This is a genomic window from Streptomyces sp. NPDC052040 (assembly GCF_044548405.1).
In the GTDB taxonomy this organism is placed as follows: Bacteria; Actinomycetota; Actinomycetes; order Streptomycetales; family Streptomycetaceae; genus Streptomyces.
Map to the genome: position 1 here is coordinate 731,646 of NZ_JBIUBV010000001.1, position 14,109 is coordinate 745,754.

Genomic DNA, 14,109 nt, shown 5'->3' on the forward strand with positions numbered 1-14,109 from the left:
CCGGTGCGGCCGCCCAGAATGCGCGGCATGGGTCATCTGGAAGCCGCACACCTCGAGTACTACCTCCCGGACGGGAGGACGCTGCTCGGCGATGTGTCCTTCCGGGTCGGCGAAGGCGCCGTCGTCGCGCTCGTCGGGCCCAACGGGGCCGGGAAGACCACCCTGTTGCGGATGCTCTCCGGGGAGCTGAAACCGCACGGCGGGACCGTGACCACCAGCGGCGGCCTCGGCGTGATGCGCCAGTTCGTGGGGTCCGTACGGGACGAGACCACGGTGCGGGACCTCCTGGTCCAGGTCGCGCCGCCCCGCATCCGCGAGGCCGCCCGCGCGGTGGACGCCGCCGAGCATGCCGTCCTGACGGTGGACGACGAGGCCGCCCAGCTCGGGTATGCGCAGGCCCTCGCCGACTGGGCCGAGGTGCGCGGCTACGAGGCGGAGACACTGTGGGACATGTGCACCACCGCGGCACTGGGCGTCCCCTACGAGAAGGCCCAGTGGCGCCAGGTGCGCACCCTCTCCGGCGGTGAGCAGAAGCGGCTGGTCCTTGAGGCGCTGCTGCGCGGCACCGACGAGGTGCTGCTCCTCGACGAGCCCGACAACTACCTGGACGTACCCGGGAAGCGGTGGCTGGAGGAGCGGCTCGCGGAGACCCGCAAGACCGTGCTGTTCGTCTCCCACGACCGGGAGCTGCTGGCCCGCTCCGCCCAGCGGATCGTGTCCCTGGAACCGGGTCCCGCCGGTGCCGACGCCTGGGTGCACGGCGGCGGTTTCGCCACCTACGACCAGGCCCGGCGCGAACGCTTCGCCCGCTTCGAGGAGTTGCGCAAACGCTGGGACGAGAAGCACGCCCAGCTCAAGAAGCTCGTACTGACACTGCGTCAGGCGGCCAGCGTCAGCCATGAGATGGCCTCCCGCTACCAGGCCGCCCAGACCCGGCTGCGGAAGTTCGAGGAGGCCGGGCCGCCGCCGGAGCCGCCGCGGGAGCAGGACATCCGGATGCGCCTCAAGGGCGGCCGGACCGGCGTGCGGGCCTTCACCTGCCAGGAACTCGAACTGACGGGCCTGATGAAACCCTTCGACCTGGAGGTCTTCTACGGCGAACGGGTCGCGGTCCTCGGTTCCAACGGCTCCGGCAAGTCGCACTTCCTGCGGCTGCTCGCGGGCGGCGAGGTGGCCCACACGGGGCAGTGGCGGCTCGGCGCGCGCGTGGTGCCCGGGCACTTCGCCCAGACCCATGCCCACCCCGAGCTGGAGGGCCGCACCCTGCTCGACATCCTGTGGCGGGAGCACGCCCAGGACCGGGGCGCGGCCATGTCCCGGCTGCGCCGCTACGAGCTGACCGCGCAGGCCGAGCAGACCTTCGACCGGCTGTCCGGCGGACAGCAGGCCCGCTTCCAGATCCTGCTCCTCGAGCTGGCGGGGTCGACGGCCCTGCTGCTGGACGAGCCGACGGACAACCTGGACCTGGAGTCCGCCGAGGCCCTCCAGAAGGGCCTGGAGGGATACGAGGGCACGGTCCTCGCGGTCACCCACGACCGCTGGTTCGCCCGCTCCTTCGACCGCTATCTGGTCTTCGGCAGCGACGGCCGCCTCCGCGAGACCCCGGAACCGGTCTGGGACGAGCGCCGGGTGGAGCGGACGCGCTGAGCCCGCAGGGGGCTGTCACTCCTCCCGGCGCAGCAGTGCCCCCACGCCGCCCGCCGGGGCCGCGTCCGGTGCCGCCGCCATCAGGGACACGGCCTCGGCGCGCGTCTCCACCACGGAGCGGACCAGGGCGTCGTCGGCGCGGGCCGGCCAGGCGTGCCGCTCACCCCGCGCGCCGATGTCCTTGCGGCGCATCGCCAGCTGGTCGGGGTCCTCGCCCACCCACACCTCACGGCGGGTGTCCGGACCGTCGGGTCTGAGCAGGAGTTCGTCGATCCGGTGTGCGCGTGCGGCGTCGACCACCGCGGGCACCCCCTCGACCGCACGGTCCTCGCCCTCCTCGTCCGGCACCCGGGCCGACCGGAACCGCTCCAGCTCCTCGTCCGCCCGACGGCGTACGTGCTCGCTCCGGATCTGCTCCACGTCCTGGTCCTGAAGCCGCCCGCCCACCCCGTGCGGAGCCTCGATCACCCTGGTGCGCAGCCGCCCCGGCAGCCGCTCCCGCACGGTCCGCCGCTCCCACCCCTCACCGGCCAGGATCACCAGGTCGGCCCGGGTCTCCTCCTGGCAGACGGCGAGCGCGTCCGCGATCTCCGCCGCGTTGTGCTCCCAGGTGTTCTCCACCCGCAGCCGGAAGTGCCGCACCGGCCGCTCACCGGTGCCCGTGCGATGCGGGGGCCACTGCTGCCCGCCCGCACGTCCGGGCTCCCGGCTGCCGACCGCCCCGCGCAGTTCGAATTCCGCGCCCCTGCGTTCGATGTAGGCCACCACGCACACCGGCTCCTGGGCGGCCAGCTCCAGCAGCGGCGCCGTGTGCGGCAGCGGTGTCCAGTGGGCCGAGGAGCCCCCGGGGGCGGTGGCCAGCGGCGGGTCGAGAACCACCGTGCCCGCCCGGGCGAACAGTGCCCGGCCGCAGGGCTCGGGGGAGTGGCGCAGGTCCTCGACCGCGTCCCGCACGGCCCGGCAGGTGGGTTCGTCCGCGCCCTGTCCGGCCAGCCACCGGGCGAGGGCCTCGCCGGTCTTGGACAGCTCCTGGGGAGCGGACTCGGCGTACCGGGAGGTGTCGACGTATACGGAGGCCCAGGGCCCGGGATGTTCGTACAGTGGATGGAGGAATGCGAGATCCATGGCTCCCTCCCGGATACCGCTCGGGGTAGTGCCTTTCCGGGCGGGTACCCGTGACCGTAGCGAGGAACACGACGAGCGGGGTACCACCATGACCGGAGTCGACCCGGGCCGGCTGACCGACCAGCAGCTGATGAAGGAACTCCAGACGATCCACCGCACCCGTCACGACACTCTGCTGCACGGCTCGAACGACGCACTGCGGGCGCACAACGCCCGTATGGCGCAGCTGGAGGGCGAGTATCTGCGCCGCCATCCCCGCCGCCCGGTCGTGGCGAGCCGGACCCGCAACGGCGCACGCGAACGCGGCCCGGCCGAGCTCGGCCCCTGCAAGGGGGCCGAACCGGCCCGGTGAGGCCGCGGGGCCCGGCCCCGAGTCGCGGCCGGACCCCTCGTCCTCGGTGTTCCGCGGCCCCTGCGGCCCGTCTCCCGGGCCGTCCTACGGAGCCCCGGCTCGGTCGGCGCCCCGCTCCGCTAGGCGCCGAACTCGCTCAGTATCGCCTCGTCGAACGCCTTCAGATCGTCCGGCTTCCGGCTGGTGACGAGGGTGTTCCGACCGCGGTCGATCCGCACCTGCTCGTCCACCCAGGTGCCCCCGGCGTTGCGGATGTCCGTCTGGAGACTCGGCCACGAGGTGAGGGTGCGGCCCCGCACGACGTCCGCCTCGATGAGGGTCCACGGTCCATGGCAGATCGCTGCCACCGGACGGCCCTGCTGGAAGAAGGACCGGATGAAGGACACGGCCCCCTCGTCCATCCGCAAGAGGTCCGGATTGGCCACGCCGCCCGGCAGGACGAGCCCGTCGAAGGACTCGGCGTTCACCTGCCCGACGACCGCGTCCACCGGGAACGTGTCCGCCTTGTCCAGGTGGTGGAACGCCTGGACATGGCCCGGCTTCGTCGACACCAGGACCGGATCGTGACCGGCGGCGGACACCGCCTGCCAGGGCTCGGTGAGTTCGACCTGCTCCACGCCCTCGGGCGCGGTAAGGAACGCTATACGCATTGTGTTCTCCGTCCTTGCACAGCAGCCTCCGCGGGCCGAGGGCGCCGGGTGCCGCGCTGAGCCGCGGCCCCGGCCCGATCGGCGTACCGCAGAGGCGGTTCGGCCTCATGGCATCGGCACGGTGCTCCTCACGGCTCCACCACGGCCCGGGCCAGTTCCTGGGCGTTCGCATAGCGCGCCGAGCGCGGAAGCCGCGCCACGGTGTCGACGAGCGTGTCCGGGGCGTGCTTGCGCCGCAGGGCCTCGACCAGGTCGTCCCGGTGTCCCGGGAAGGCCGTACGGCCCAGGATGCGCGCGAACTCGAAGCGCACATCGGCCACCGAGCCGCCCGGGGCGGACGCACCGGCCCAGACCGCCGGGTCGTCGTCGGCACTCGGCTCGGGGTCGTGCCATTCCTCGGTCCGTGTCGGGTGACCGGACCGCAGCAGTCCTTGCAGTTCGTGCTTCATCTCGTCGTCGCGGTACACGCTCAGCCGGTCGCTGCCACGCTGCATGGCTCCCTCCAATGTTCGGGGTTGCAGTCGCGTACCCGGTGGGTCGCGGTCGACACGGAAAACCGGCACCCGGTCGCCGTCCCGGGCGACTCCTACGGGCCATTCGGGTGACGCCGTCCTCCTGGGGTGTTTGCCGCGAAGGCGCAGGGGCAGGCGCAGTCCCAGTGCTTCGGACAGGAGGCACGTCCGTGGGAGCGGTGGACTGCCGCCACGGGTGTGCCCGTCCGGCCCCGGTGCCCTCCCACGCCGACCGTCCACCCAAGGCATCAGCTAGGGAGTTGCGACCCACCATGCCCCTTCGTGCGAGCGTGAAGCACCATCCCCACGACGACGCCCCCGAGACCGCGGACGCCTTCCGCAGGCTCGCCACGCTCCCCGACGGCCCTGAGCGCGAGGCGCTCCGCGACGAGATCGTCGAGGCCTGGCTGCCCATGGCCGACCGGCTCGCGCTGCGGTTCCGCAGCCGCGGCGAGAACCTGGAGGACCTGCGCCAGGTCGCCGCGCTCGGCCTGGTGAAGGCCGTCGACCGCTACGACCCGGAACGCGGCCACGCCTTCGAGAGCTACGCCGTCCCCACCGTCACCGGGGAGATCAAGCGGCACTTCCGCGACCACATGTGGACGCTGCATGTGCCGCGCCGGGTCCAGGAACTGCGCAACCGGGTCCGCCTCGCCTGCCAGGACCTGTCGGGAACCATTCCGGGCCGGGCGCCCACCGTCACCGAGATCGCCGAGCACGCCGGGATGACCGAGGACGACGTCCGGGAGGGCATGGAGGCCCTGGAGAGCTTCACGGCGCTGTCCCTGGACGCCGAGGTGTCCGGCAGCGAGGACGGCCACGCCCTCGGCGACTCCCTCGGCGCGCCTGATGCGGCCCTGGACACCGTCGTGGACCGCGAGGCCGTCAAGCCCCGTCTCCAGGCCCTTCCCGAGCGCGAACGCGCCATCCTCTACATGCGGTTCTTCGACGACATGACCCAGAGCAGCATCGCCGAACGGCTCGGCATCTCCCAGATGCACGTCTCCCGCCTGATCAGCCGCTGCTGCAACCGGCTGCGGGACCAGGTCATGCAGGACGCGGCGTAACGGGCGCGGCCGCGGGCCCCGGTGGGCGGCCGCGCCCCTGCGGCCGGGCGGCTCTCCACCCGGGCGGCGCCACTATGGCCGGGCGGCTCTCCACCCCGGCCGCGCCCCTGCGGCCGCGCCGGGAATCCGCCCGCGGCCGTCCAAGGGCCCGCGGGCGGGCGGGGGTCACCCGCGCGGAGGTCCCGGTCGCGCAAATGGGGCACGGCCGCGCGCGGGCCGGGTCCGGGCGGGCTGTGATGGGGGTGCGAGGGCACGGACACCGTGCCCGCCCACCCCCGAAGGAGCTCCCGTATGCGCCCTAGTGCCCGCGTCCTGTCCGTCACCGCCCTGGCCGGTGCGGCCCTGGGCGCGCTCGCTCCGTCCGCCGTCGCCCTGGGCGCACCCGCCGCCCCCGCCCGGCCCACTGCGATCCCCCTGACCTGCGACGCGGCCGACGGCTACGGAAGCACGGACGACGGCTACGACAGTGCTTCCGGCTCGGCCGGGGGCGGCACGGGCGTCGGGTACCGCGCCACGGCACGCACCGGGCAGCGGGGCGTGCAGGGGAGCTGCCGACCGGCGTCCGCCGGGGGCGGAGCGTGGCGGAGCGGGGTCCCGGACACCGGCGACGGCACCGGCGCCGAGGAGGAGGGCGGGGGCCGGATACGGAGCGGCACCCGGCCGTACGCCTGGCCGGGGCAGCAGGGCGACACCGGGACGGGACCGCAGGGGGAGGACCCGGAGCGGTCCGGGGGCGGGAGCCGGGGAACCGGACAGCAGGACGGGGAGGCCGTACGGCAGGGCGTGGACGAGGCCCCGCTCTACGGGCGGCAGCGGGACGCGGGCGGGGCGTCGCAGTACGACGACGGGGAGCAGGACGGCTCGCAGTACGGCGGGGACCAGGACGGATGGGGGCCCGGCGAGGAGCAGCGCTCCGAGGGCGCGGGTCGGCAGCCGGGTCAGGAGGGGTACGACGGCTCGGGGCAGGGGACCGGCGGGGACCAGAGCCCCGATGGCGCGTACCGGCAGCAGGAGGGTTCCGGCCGGTACGACGGCCCGGCACAGCGACTCGACGACGGCCGCTCCTACGGCGCCGGGCAGCAGGGGCGGGTACAGAGCTGGGGCCAGAGCCAGAATCAGAGCTTGGGCCAGGGTCAGGGCAGGCGCCCGGGAACGGCCGCCGGGTACGAGGGACAGGGCCGGACCCAGGATTCCGGCCAGGCGTGGGAGCAGCAGCAGGGCCAGGGTGCCCGGACCTCCGGCGGCCGCCAGGGCCAGGCCCGGACGGCGGGCGGCGGACACGGAATCCGGCAGGGACAGGACCAGAACCGCACCGGCGGGTCCGGGCGCAAGCAACAGCACGGGCGGCAGGACCAGCAAGGTCGGCAGGACCAGCAAGGCCGGCAGAACCAGCGAGGGCAGGGCGGCAAGGGCGGCCGGACACCGGCCCGCACCCCGCACGGGGGAGTGAACGCGGGCCTCGGCGGCTCGCTCACCGAATCCGTGCCCGCGCTCGTCCTGGGCTGCCTGCTGATCGCGGGCGCGCTCGCCGGAGCACTGCACCGGCTCTGGCCGCGCGGCGGCCGCGTCCGGCCGAACCCGTGATCCGGTGAACCCGGCCGAGCGCCCATGACCGGCCCGGAGCCTGGGTACTCAGAGCCCTGGGACAGCACCAGCACCGCGGAGGAACCTATGCGGCGGACGGATCCGGAAGGACACGGTCCGGTCCGCTTCGGCCCGTCCCTGCCCGGCCACGGACTGCCCCTGCTGCCCGGACTGTCCACCGCCCTCGCCGAGGCCGCGACCCAGGACGGCGCCCGCCCCGGCGGCGGTGCGGCCACACTGCCCGAGGCCGCCTGCGGCTACTTCACCCGCCGCGGACTGCCCGCCCGGCCCGGCACGGTCGCCGCCGCACCCGGCGCCCCCTCGCTGCTCCTCGCCGTCACCGCGGCGCTCGGCGGTGACGTGCTCGTCCCGCGACCCTGCGCCGCCTGGTGGGTTCCGGAGGCCAGGGTGCTCGGACGGTCGGTGTATCCGGTGCCGACACCCGCCGAGTGCGGCGGGGTCCCCGACCCGTACGCCCTGCTGGAGACCGTCCGCAGGATCCGTGCCGAAGGCGGCGATCCACGGCTGCTGGCGCTGGCCGTGGCCGACGACCCCACCGGCACGGTGGCGCCCCCCGAACTGGTGCACGAGACGGTGGAGGCCGCGGCCGGGGCGGGGCTCCACCTGGTCAGCGACGAGACCTGGCGCGACACCGTGCACCGGCCGCACGACACCGTGCTGCTCAGCCCCGCCGAGATGCTCCCCGAGCGGGTCACCGTGATCACCGACCTGGCCGGACCCTTCCTGCCCACCGGCTGGCCCGCAGCCCTCGCCCGCTTCCCGGCCACCGCCGAGGGCACCGCCCTGCGCGCCCGCGTCCTGGACGTCCTCACCGCCCTCGGCGCCCGGATCGCGGACCCGGTCGCCGCCGCGGCCGCGTACGCCCTGGACGAGCCGCCCGAGGTCACCCGCCGCCTCGCCGCCGCCGTGGCGCTGCACACCCGGGTCGCCGACGCCGTGCACCGGACCGTGGTGTCCGCGGGCGCGCTCTCCCGGCCGCCCCGGGCCGGGCGCCACCTCTACGCCGACCTTGCCCCGCTGCGCTCCGCGCTGGGTGCCTACGGCGTCGGTGACGCCCAGGAACTGGAGGACTTCCTGACCGACCGGCTCGGTATGCCCGTGCCGGGCGCCCACCGCTTCGGGGACGACCTGGCGGCGCTCCGCGTCCGGCTGTCCACCGGCCCCCTCCTCGGGACGAACACCGAGGAGCGGACGCAGTCCCTGCGGTCCGCCGAGCCACTGGAACTACCGCATCTCCACCGGGCGTTGAACCACCTGCGATCGGTCTTCGACGATCTACGCGACGTCGCTCAGCGATGGGAGCCTCCTCGATGACGCAGCAGTCCGAGCCGGTCTTCGACCCCGAAGCGGCCTACCGGGAGGCGGGGGAGCTGGTGGCCGCCTCCGTGCTGAGCCCGGACCCCGGTCCCGCCGCCCCGCTCCGGCCGCTCGCCGAACCCCGGCCGCTGGGCGAGCGCCGGATCTGGCCGCGCTCCTTCGCCGACCGGCTCACCGCGCCCCTGCCCGGTCTGCGGGGCCTGGCCCGCTTCGCCCGCGAGGGCGCGGTGCGGCCGGGACCCGAGGGTCTGCGGGACGTCCCGCTGATCCCGTACGCGCCGGGGCCGCTGCCCCCGGCCGACACGGACACGGTCGCCGTCTCCTGGGCGGGGCACGCCAGTTGGGTGGTGCGCATCGGCGGGCTGACCGTGCTCACCGACCCCGTCTGGTCCCGGCGCATTCTCGGGACACCGGCCCGGATCACCCCCGTGGGCATCCCCTGGAACACCCTGCCGCACATCGACGCCGTGGTGATCAGCCACAACCACTACGACCATCTGGACGCCCCCACCCTGCGCCGCCTCCCGGCCGGCACACCGGTGTTCGTCCCGGCGGGGCTCGCGCCATGGTTCCGCAGGCGCGGATTCAGCTGCGTCACCGAACTGGACTGGTGGGAGGGAGCCCGACTGGACGGGGTGCGCTTCGACTTCGTCCCCGCCCACCACTGGTCCAAGCGCACCCTCACCGACACCTGCCGTTCCCTGTGGGGCGGCTGGATCCTGACGGCGCCCGACGGACGGCGCGTCTATTTCGCGGGGGACACGGGCTACGGCCACTGGTTCGAGCGGATCGGCCGTCGCTACCCGGGCATTGACCTGGCGCTCATGCCCATCGGCGCCTACGACCCGCGGTGGTGGCTCAGCGATGTGCACTGCGACCCGGAGGAGGCGGTGCGGGCGGCGGCCGACGCGGGTGCGCGCCGGATGGCCCCCATGCACTGGGGCGCCTTCGTCCTGTCGGCGGAACCGGTCCTCGAACCGTTGACCCGGGTACGGGCCGCGTGGGAGCGGGCGGGGCTGGCCCGGCACGATCTGTGGGACCTGCCGGTCGGGGCGTCCCGGGTGCTGGAGTGACCCCGGCGTTCAGGAGGCGGTGGCGCGGCGCACCCGGCGCCAGAGCCCGGGCCCCGCACTGAGCACCAGGGTCAGCGCGACCGCCGCCACCACGCCCTCCCAGGGCTCGGGGAACAGGGAGCCGCCCAGGATGCCGATCACCTGGTAGGTCACGGCCCAGGCGAGGCAGGCCGGGGCGTCGCCGCGGGCGAAGTCCCTCAGCGGCATCCCGGCCAGCAGGCAGGCGAGCATCACCGGTATGCGGCCCGCCGGGACCAGCCGGGAGAGGGTGAGTACCGCGATGCCGTGGTCGCCCAGCTTCTCCTGCGCCTGCGTCAGCCGCTCCTCCGGGGCCCGCCGTCGGATCGCCTCCAGCCAGCGGGAGCCGTTCTTCGACCGCATGCCGCGCCGCCCCAGCCAGTAGAGCGCGATGTCCCCGAGGAAGGCGGCGAGCGAGGACACCACGAAGACCAGTGCGAGCGAGGAGGGCGCGGTCTGGTGGAAGGCCACCACCGCCGCCGAGCTGACCAGGGCCCCGGTCGGGACGACCGGGACCAGGGCACCGATGAGCACCAGCAGGAACAGCGACGGATACCCCACGGCCTGCTGGGTGGAGTCGGTGGGGACGGCACCACTGGTGACGGCGAGGAACATCACCGGCCGCCTTCCGGGAGCGGGACGGCGCACCGGCGGCCGGGGAGCCCGGGACCCCGGTGGCGGACGGCGCTCACCGGGCGGCCTTGCAGCGGACGCTCTCACCGTGCGCGAGCAGATGCACCACGGCCTCCGGTGCCGACCGCCCGGCCAGGCGCACGAACTCATGGCCCGGCGCATGGAATTCATGGGGGCGCACGGCATCCATTCCCATCGGCCAGTACGTGCCGTAGTGCACCGGAACAGCACTGCGCGCCCCGAGCGCCGCCAGCGCCTGCGCCGCGCGCCCCGCGTCCAGATGCCCCTCCCCGAGGAAGGGACCCCAGCCGCCGACCGGCAGCAGTGCCACATCGACCGGCCCGACCTCCTCGGCCATCGCCGCGAACAGCCCGGTGTCCCCGGCGAAATAGGTCCGCGCCTCGCCCTCCACGACAAACCCCAGCGCGGGAGAGCGGTGCGGTCCCACCGGCAGCCGCCGCCCGTCGTGCCGCGCGGACACCACCCGTACCACCAGGTCACCGACCTGCACCCGGTCCCCGGGCGCCACTTCCGTGACCCGCAGCCCGCCGAGCCGCCGCAGCCCCGGCACCTGCCCGAGGGCCCCGCGCGGCACCAGCAGCCGGGTGCCCGGCGCCAGCCGCGCAAGCGACGGCACATGGAGATGGTCGGCGTGCAGATGCGACACCAGCGCCAGATCCGCGACCGCGGCCCCGGGCGGCGGCGGGGCACCGCGCCGCCGCCGCAGATGCGCCAGCCGCCGGGCGAACAGGGGATCGGTCAGCACCCGCACACCCGAGTCCTCGACCGTGCAGGTGGCGTGTCCCCACCAGGTGATCTCCACCGGCACTCCCATGCCCCCTTCGCGCGACTCCCCCCGAGCCTACGGGCAGCGGTAGGGTCTGCGGCGAAACCCTGAGGTGAGGGGGAACCCCCATGGGAGATGCGCACGGCACCTCCGGCCCACGCGACGCACGCGACCGCCCGGCCACGATCCGGGTCACGGCGATCGCCAGCCTGACACCGCTGGAGGAGCTGGACGCGGACCCCTTCCTCGTCGACTCCCGCGGCCAGCACGCCATGTGCGCCCGCTGGGCGGCGGAGCGCGGCTACGTGGTGACGCGCGAGCTGCTCTCCGGAGGGCTCCGCCCCGACCACTGCGCGCTGTGGTCGGACGTGGACGCGGGCCTGGTCGACCTGTTCGTGGCGCCGAGCCGCCGGGTCCTGGAACGGGCCCTGTCCTCCGTGGAGGAGTTCACCGCCGAGTGCGCGCGGCGCGGTGTCCGCGTCGAGACGGTCGGCCACGCGGAACCGTCGTACGACGCCCAGATGAAGGCCCGAGTGCACCGCCGTCTCTCGATGCCCACGGCGGGCTACGACGGCCGCTGACCCACCGCCCGCCCCGGTGCCGCGCCCCGGCGGGCGCTCCCGGCCCCGCGAGGCACCCCCAAGCGTTGTGACAGGGTGGGGGCAGCCCCGGGGGTTGCGGACGGCGGGGGCGGAAGACGAGGTGCGGTGTGGGTCGCGGGCGGTGGCGAAGACTGATCAGCGGAGCGGGGCGGAGCATCACCGTATGGGCCGCCTCCACCGCCACCATGCTGGTGCTGGCCGCACTGCTGCCGGACTTCCGGCTCCAGTCCGCGGGCGGTGACAGCGCCACCCGGATCGCGGTCACGGCCGCCGCCGGAGCCGGTGTCTTCGGCCTGCTGTCGTCCCTGGTGTGGCCCCTGCTCGTCCGGCTGCTGCTGCTCGTGCCCGCCCTGGTGCTCGGGCTGCTCGTCTTCTTCCTCAACGGCTCCCTGCTGCTGCTCGCCCTGCGCCTCAACCCCTCCGGACGCGGTGCCGTCGCGCCCGAGACCGCCGTGGTGGTCGCCGCCGCGATGTCGGCCGTCGCCTCGGCCACCGGCGCCGCCCTGGCCGTGCGGGACGACGACGCGTACCGAAGACGGCTCTACCGGCTCGCCGACCGGCGGCACGGAGGCCCCCGCGGGCAGGCCGGGACCGCCACCCCCGGAGCCGTCTTCGTACAGCTCGACGGCGTCGGACACGAGGTGCTGCGGGCCGCCGTCGACCGGGGGCTGATGCCCACGGTCGCCTCCTGGCTCGCGCCGTCCGGCGGGGACGCCCCCACCCACCGGCTCACCGCCTGGCGCACCGACTGGTCCAGCCAGACCGGCGCCAGCCAGCTCGGCATCCTGCACGGCTCCAACCACGACGTACCCGCCTTCCGCTGGTACGAGAAGGAGAGCCGCGAGGTGATGGTCTGCAACCGGCCGACCGGCGCGGCCGAACTCCAGCGCCGCGCCATCGAGCGGACCGGCGACGGCGGCCTCCTCACCGTCGACGGAGCGAGCCGCGGCAACCTCTTCAGCGGGGGCGCCGACCAGCTGGCCCTGGTGCTGTCCGTCGCCGCGCGGCGCGGCCGGGAGAACCGCTCCCGGGCCGGGTACTTCGCCTACTTCAGCGATCCCGCCAACGCCGTGCGCACCGCCATGTCCTTCGTCGCCGACGTCGGCCGGGAGATCGGCCAGTCCACCCGGGCCCGGCTCGCCCGGCGGCGGCCCCGGGTCGGCCGCGGCGGGCTCTACCCCCTTGTCCGCGCCTTCGCCACGGTCGTCGAACGGGACGTGGTGGTGGCCGCGGTGATCGGCGACATGCTCGCCGGACGCAACGCGGTCTACGCGGACCTGGTGGCCTATGACGAAGTGGCCCACCACTCCGGCCCGCACAGCCGCGACGCCGAGGACGTGCTGCGCAGACTGGACCGCTCGCTGGCGCTGCTGGCCCAGGTCGCCGAGCACGCCCCGCGCCCGTACCGGATCGTCGTGCTGTCCGACCACGGCCAGAGCCCCGGCGAGACCTTCCGTAGCCGCTTCGGGCTCAGCCTGGACAACCTGGTGCGGGCGAGCTGCGCCCTGCCCGTGCCGCGCCGCGTGGAACGCACCCACAGCGGAGCCGAGGCGCGCACAGCGGTACGAGCCGCGCTGCGCAGGCCGGAAGTGGAGAACGGCGGGGGGCACCCGGCCGGGGGCCGCCGCTCCGAACCGGTCGTGCTGGCCTCCGGCAACCTCGGCCTGGTCTCCTTCCCGGACGTGCCGCACCGGATGAGCAAGGAGGAGATCGACCGGCGCCACCCGGCGCTGCTGCGGACGCTCGCCGAGCATCCCGGCGTCGGCTTCGTCCTGGTCCGCAGCGAGGAGTGCGGCGGGGTGGTGGTGGGGGCGCACGGCGCGGAGGTCCCGGTCGGCCGGCTCACCGACGGGACCGGTCCGCTGGCCGCCTTCGGCCCCGGCGCCGCCGACGCCGTACGCCGTACCCATGGGTTCCCGCACACCGCCGACATCATGGTCAACTCCGCGTACGACCCGGACACCGGCGAAGTACTGGCCTTCGAGGAGCAGATCGGCTCGCACGGCGGGCTCGGCGGCGCCCAGGGCCGGCCCTTCCTGCTGTGGCCGGTGACGCTGTCCGAACCGGCCGGGGACGGTGCCGAACTCGTCGGCGCCGAACGGCTCCACCAGGTCTTCCGCCGCTGGCTGCGCGAGTGCGACGGCCCCCAAGTGCCCTTGAGCGGGCGCGCGGAGGAGGGCGAGCGCGCCGCCTGAGCGCCGGTGGGCCGGAGTGTGATCGGATAGGGCCCGGCACCCGGGACCGGGACCGCCATGACGAGAAGGCGCACGGCCTGCGAAAGGACGCATCGTGGCAACCACGCGTACCGCACACACCGTCTGGGACGGCAACCTGCTCGAGGGCAGCGGGGTCGTCTCCTTCGACTCCTCCGGCATCGGGCAGCAGCCGGTCACCTGGGCCTCGCGCGCCCAGGACGCGAACGGCAAAACCAGCCCCGAGGAGCTGATCGCCGCCGCCCACTCCAGCTGCTTCTCCATGGCGCTGTCGCACGCCCTGGCCGGCGCCGGGACCCCGCCCGCCAAGCTGGAGACCAAGGCCGACGTCACCTTCCAGCCCGGTGAGGGCATCACCGGTATCCACCTCACCGTCGAGGGCGACGTCCCCGGTATCGACAACGATGCGTTCGTCGCCGCCGCCGAGGACGCCAAGAAGAACTGCCCGGTCAGCCAGGCCCTGACCGGTACGACCATCACCTTGGACGCCAAGCTCGCTTGACCGCAC

14 protein-coding genes are annotated in these 14,109 nt (G+C 74.6%); 9 read left to right on the top strand and 5 right to left on the bottom strand.

All coding sequences use genetic code 11. The features are described from left to right. Positions 1-27: 27 nt before the first annotated feature. Positions 28-1,647: an ABC-F family ATP-binding cassette domain-containing protein gene (locus ACIHAA_RS03050; protein WP_399812255.1), complete on the top strand. Its 1,620-nt coding sequence runs from the start codon at positions 28-30 to the stop codon at positions 1,645-1,647. 15 nt (positions 1,648-1,662) lie between these two features. On the opposite strand, the gene ACIHAA_RS03055 is transcribed toward ACIHAA_RS03050, so the two are convergent. Continuing rightward, positions 1,663-2,772 carry a Vms1/Ankzf1 family peptidyl-tRNA hydrolase gene (locus tag ACIHAA_RS03055; protein WP_399812258.1) on the bottom strand — a complete coding sequence of 370 codons (1,110 nt, stop codon included), beginning with the start codon at positions 2,770-2,772 and terminating at the stop codon, positions 1,663-1,665. 88 nt (positions 2,773-2,860) lie between these two features. Between ACIHAA_RS03055 and ACIHAA_RS03060 the strand changes: the two genes are divergently transcribed. Beyond that, a complete protein-coding gene (locus tag ACIHAA_RS03060; RefSeq protein WP_399812260.1) occupies positions 2,861-3,124 on the top strand; it encodes a DUF6158 family protein in 264 nt (87 codons plus the stop codon). Between the two features lie 119 nt (positions 3,125-3,243). On the opposite strand, the gene ACIHAA_RS03065 is transcribed toward ACIHAA_RS03060, so the two are convergent. Beyond that, positions 3,244-3,774, bottom strand: coding sequence for a type 1 glutamine amidotransferase domain-containing protein (locus tag ACIHAA_RS03065; protein ID WP_399812262.1), 531 nt, complete (start codon positions 3,772-3,774; stop codon positions 3,244-3,246). 128 nt (positions 3,775-3,902) lie between these two features. Continuing rightward, positions 3,903-4,268, bottom strand: coding sequence for a DUF2795 domain-containing protein (locus ACIHAA_RS03070; RefSeq protein WP_399812265.1), 366 nt, complete (start codon positions 4,266-4,268; stop codon positions 3,903-3,905). Positions 4,269-4,558: 290 nt separating this feature from the next. On the opposite strand from ACIHAA_RS03070, the gene ACIHAA_RS03075 reads away from it, so the two are divergent. From ACIHAA_RS03075 to ACIHAA_RS03090, 4 genes are all read left to right on the top strand, one after another. After that, the gene (locus ACIHAA_RS03075; RefSeq protein WP_399812267.1) at positions 4,559-5,353 is read left to right on the top strand and encodes an RNA polymerase sigma factor SigF; all 795 of its coding nucleotides are present in this window, start codon (positions 4,559-4,561) and stop codon (positions 5,351-5,353) included. 291 nt (positions 5,354-5,644) lie between these two features. Next, positions 5,645-6,937: a hypothetical protein gene (locus tag ACIHAA_RS03080; protein WP_399812270.1), complete on the top strand. Its 1,293-nt coding sequence runs from the start codon at positions 5,645-5,647 to the stop codon at positions 6,935-6,937. Positions 6,938-7,024: 87 nt separating this feature from the next. Further along, the gene (locus ACIHAA_RS03085) at positions 7,025-8,272 is read left to right on the top strand and encodes an aminotransferase class I/II-fold pyridoxal phosphate-dependent enzyme (RefSeq protein ID WP_399812273.1); all 1,248 of its coding nucleotides are present in this window, start codon (positions 7,025-7,027) and stop codon (positions 8,270-8,272) included. Next, complete coding sequence (locus tag ACIHAA_RS03090; protein WP_399812277.1) at positions 8,269-9,348, top strand: MBL fold metallo-hydrolase; 1,080 nt, start codon at positions 8,269-8,271, stop codon at positions 9,346-9,348. Before ACIHAA_RS03085 ends, ACIHAA_RS03090 begins: the two co-directional genes overlap by 4 nt. A gap of 9 nt (positions 9,349-9,357) precedes the next feature. On the opposite strand, the gene ACIHAA_RS03095 is transcribed toward ACIHAA_RS03090, so the two are convergent. Together ACIHAA_RS03095 and ACIHAA_RS03100 are read right to left on the bottom strand one after the other, a co-directional pair. Continuing rightward, positions 9,358-9,981, bottom strand: a complete 624-nt coding sequence (locus ACIHAA_RS03095) for a DedA family protein (RefSeq protein ID WP_399812280.1) — start codon at positions 9,979-9,981, stop codon at positions 9,358-9,360. Between the two features lie 73 nt (positions 9,982-10,054). Further along, entirely contained in the window at positions 10,055-10,828 is a 774-nt protein-coding gene (locus ACIHAA_RS03100; RefSeq protein WP_399813700.1) for an MBL fold metallo-hydrolase, read from the bottom strand. A gap of 86 nt (positions 10,829-10,914) precedes the next feature. Here ACIHAA_RS03100 and ACIHAA_RS03105 point away from each other — a divergent pair, with 86 nt between their 5' ends. From ACIHAA_RS03105 to ACIHAA_RS03115, 3 genes are all read left to right on the top strand, one after another. Next, the gene (locus ACIHAA_RS03105) at positions 10,915-11,367 is read left to right on the top strand and encodes a hypothetical protein (protein WP_399812282.1); all 453 of its coding nucleotides are present in this window, start codon (positions 10,915-10,917) and stop codon (positions 11,365-11,367) included. A gap of 206 nt (positions 11,368-11,573) precedes the next feature. Beyond that, complete coding sequence (locus ACIHAA_RS03110; RefSeq protein ID WP_399813702.1) at positions 11,574-13,583, top strand: alkaline phosphatase family protein; 2,010 nt, start codon at positions 11,574-11,576, stop codon at positions 13,581-13,583. 94 nt (positions 13,584-13,677) lie between these two features. After that, on the top strand, positions 13,678-14,103 hold the full coding sequence (locus tag ACIHAA_RS03115) for an OsmC family protein (RefSeq protein WP_399812285.1): 426 nt from the start codon (positions 13,678-13,680) through the stop codon (positions 14,101-14,103). Positions 14,104-14,109 lie beyond the last annotated feature (6 nt).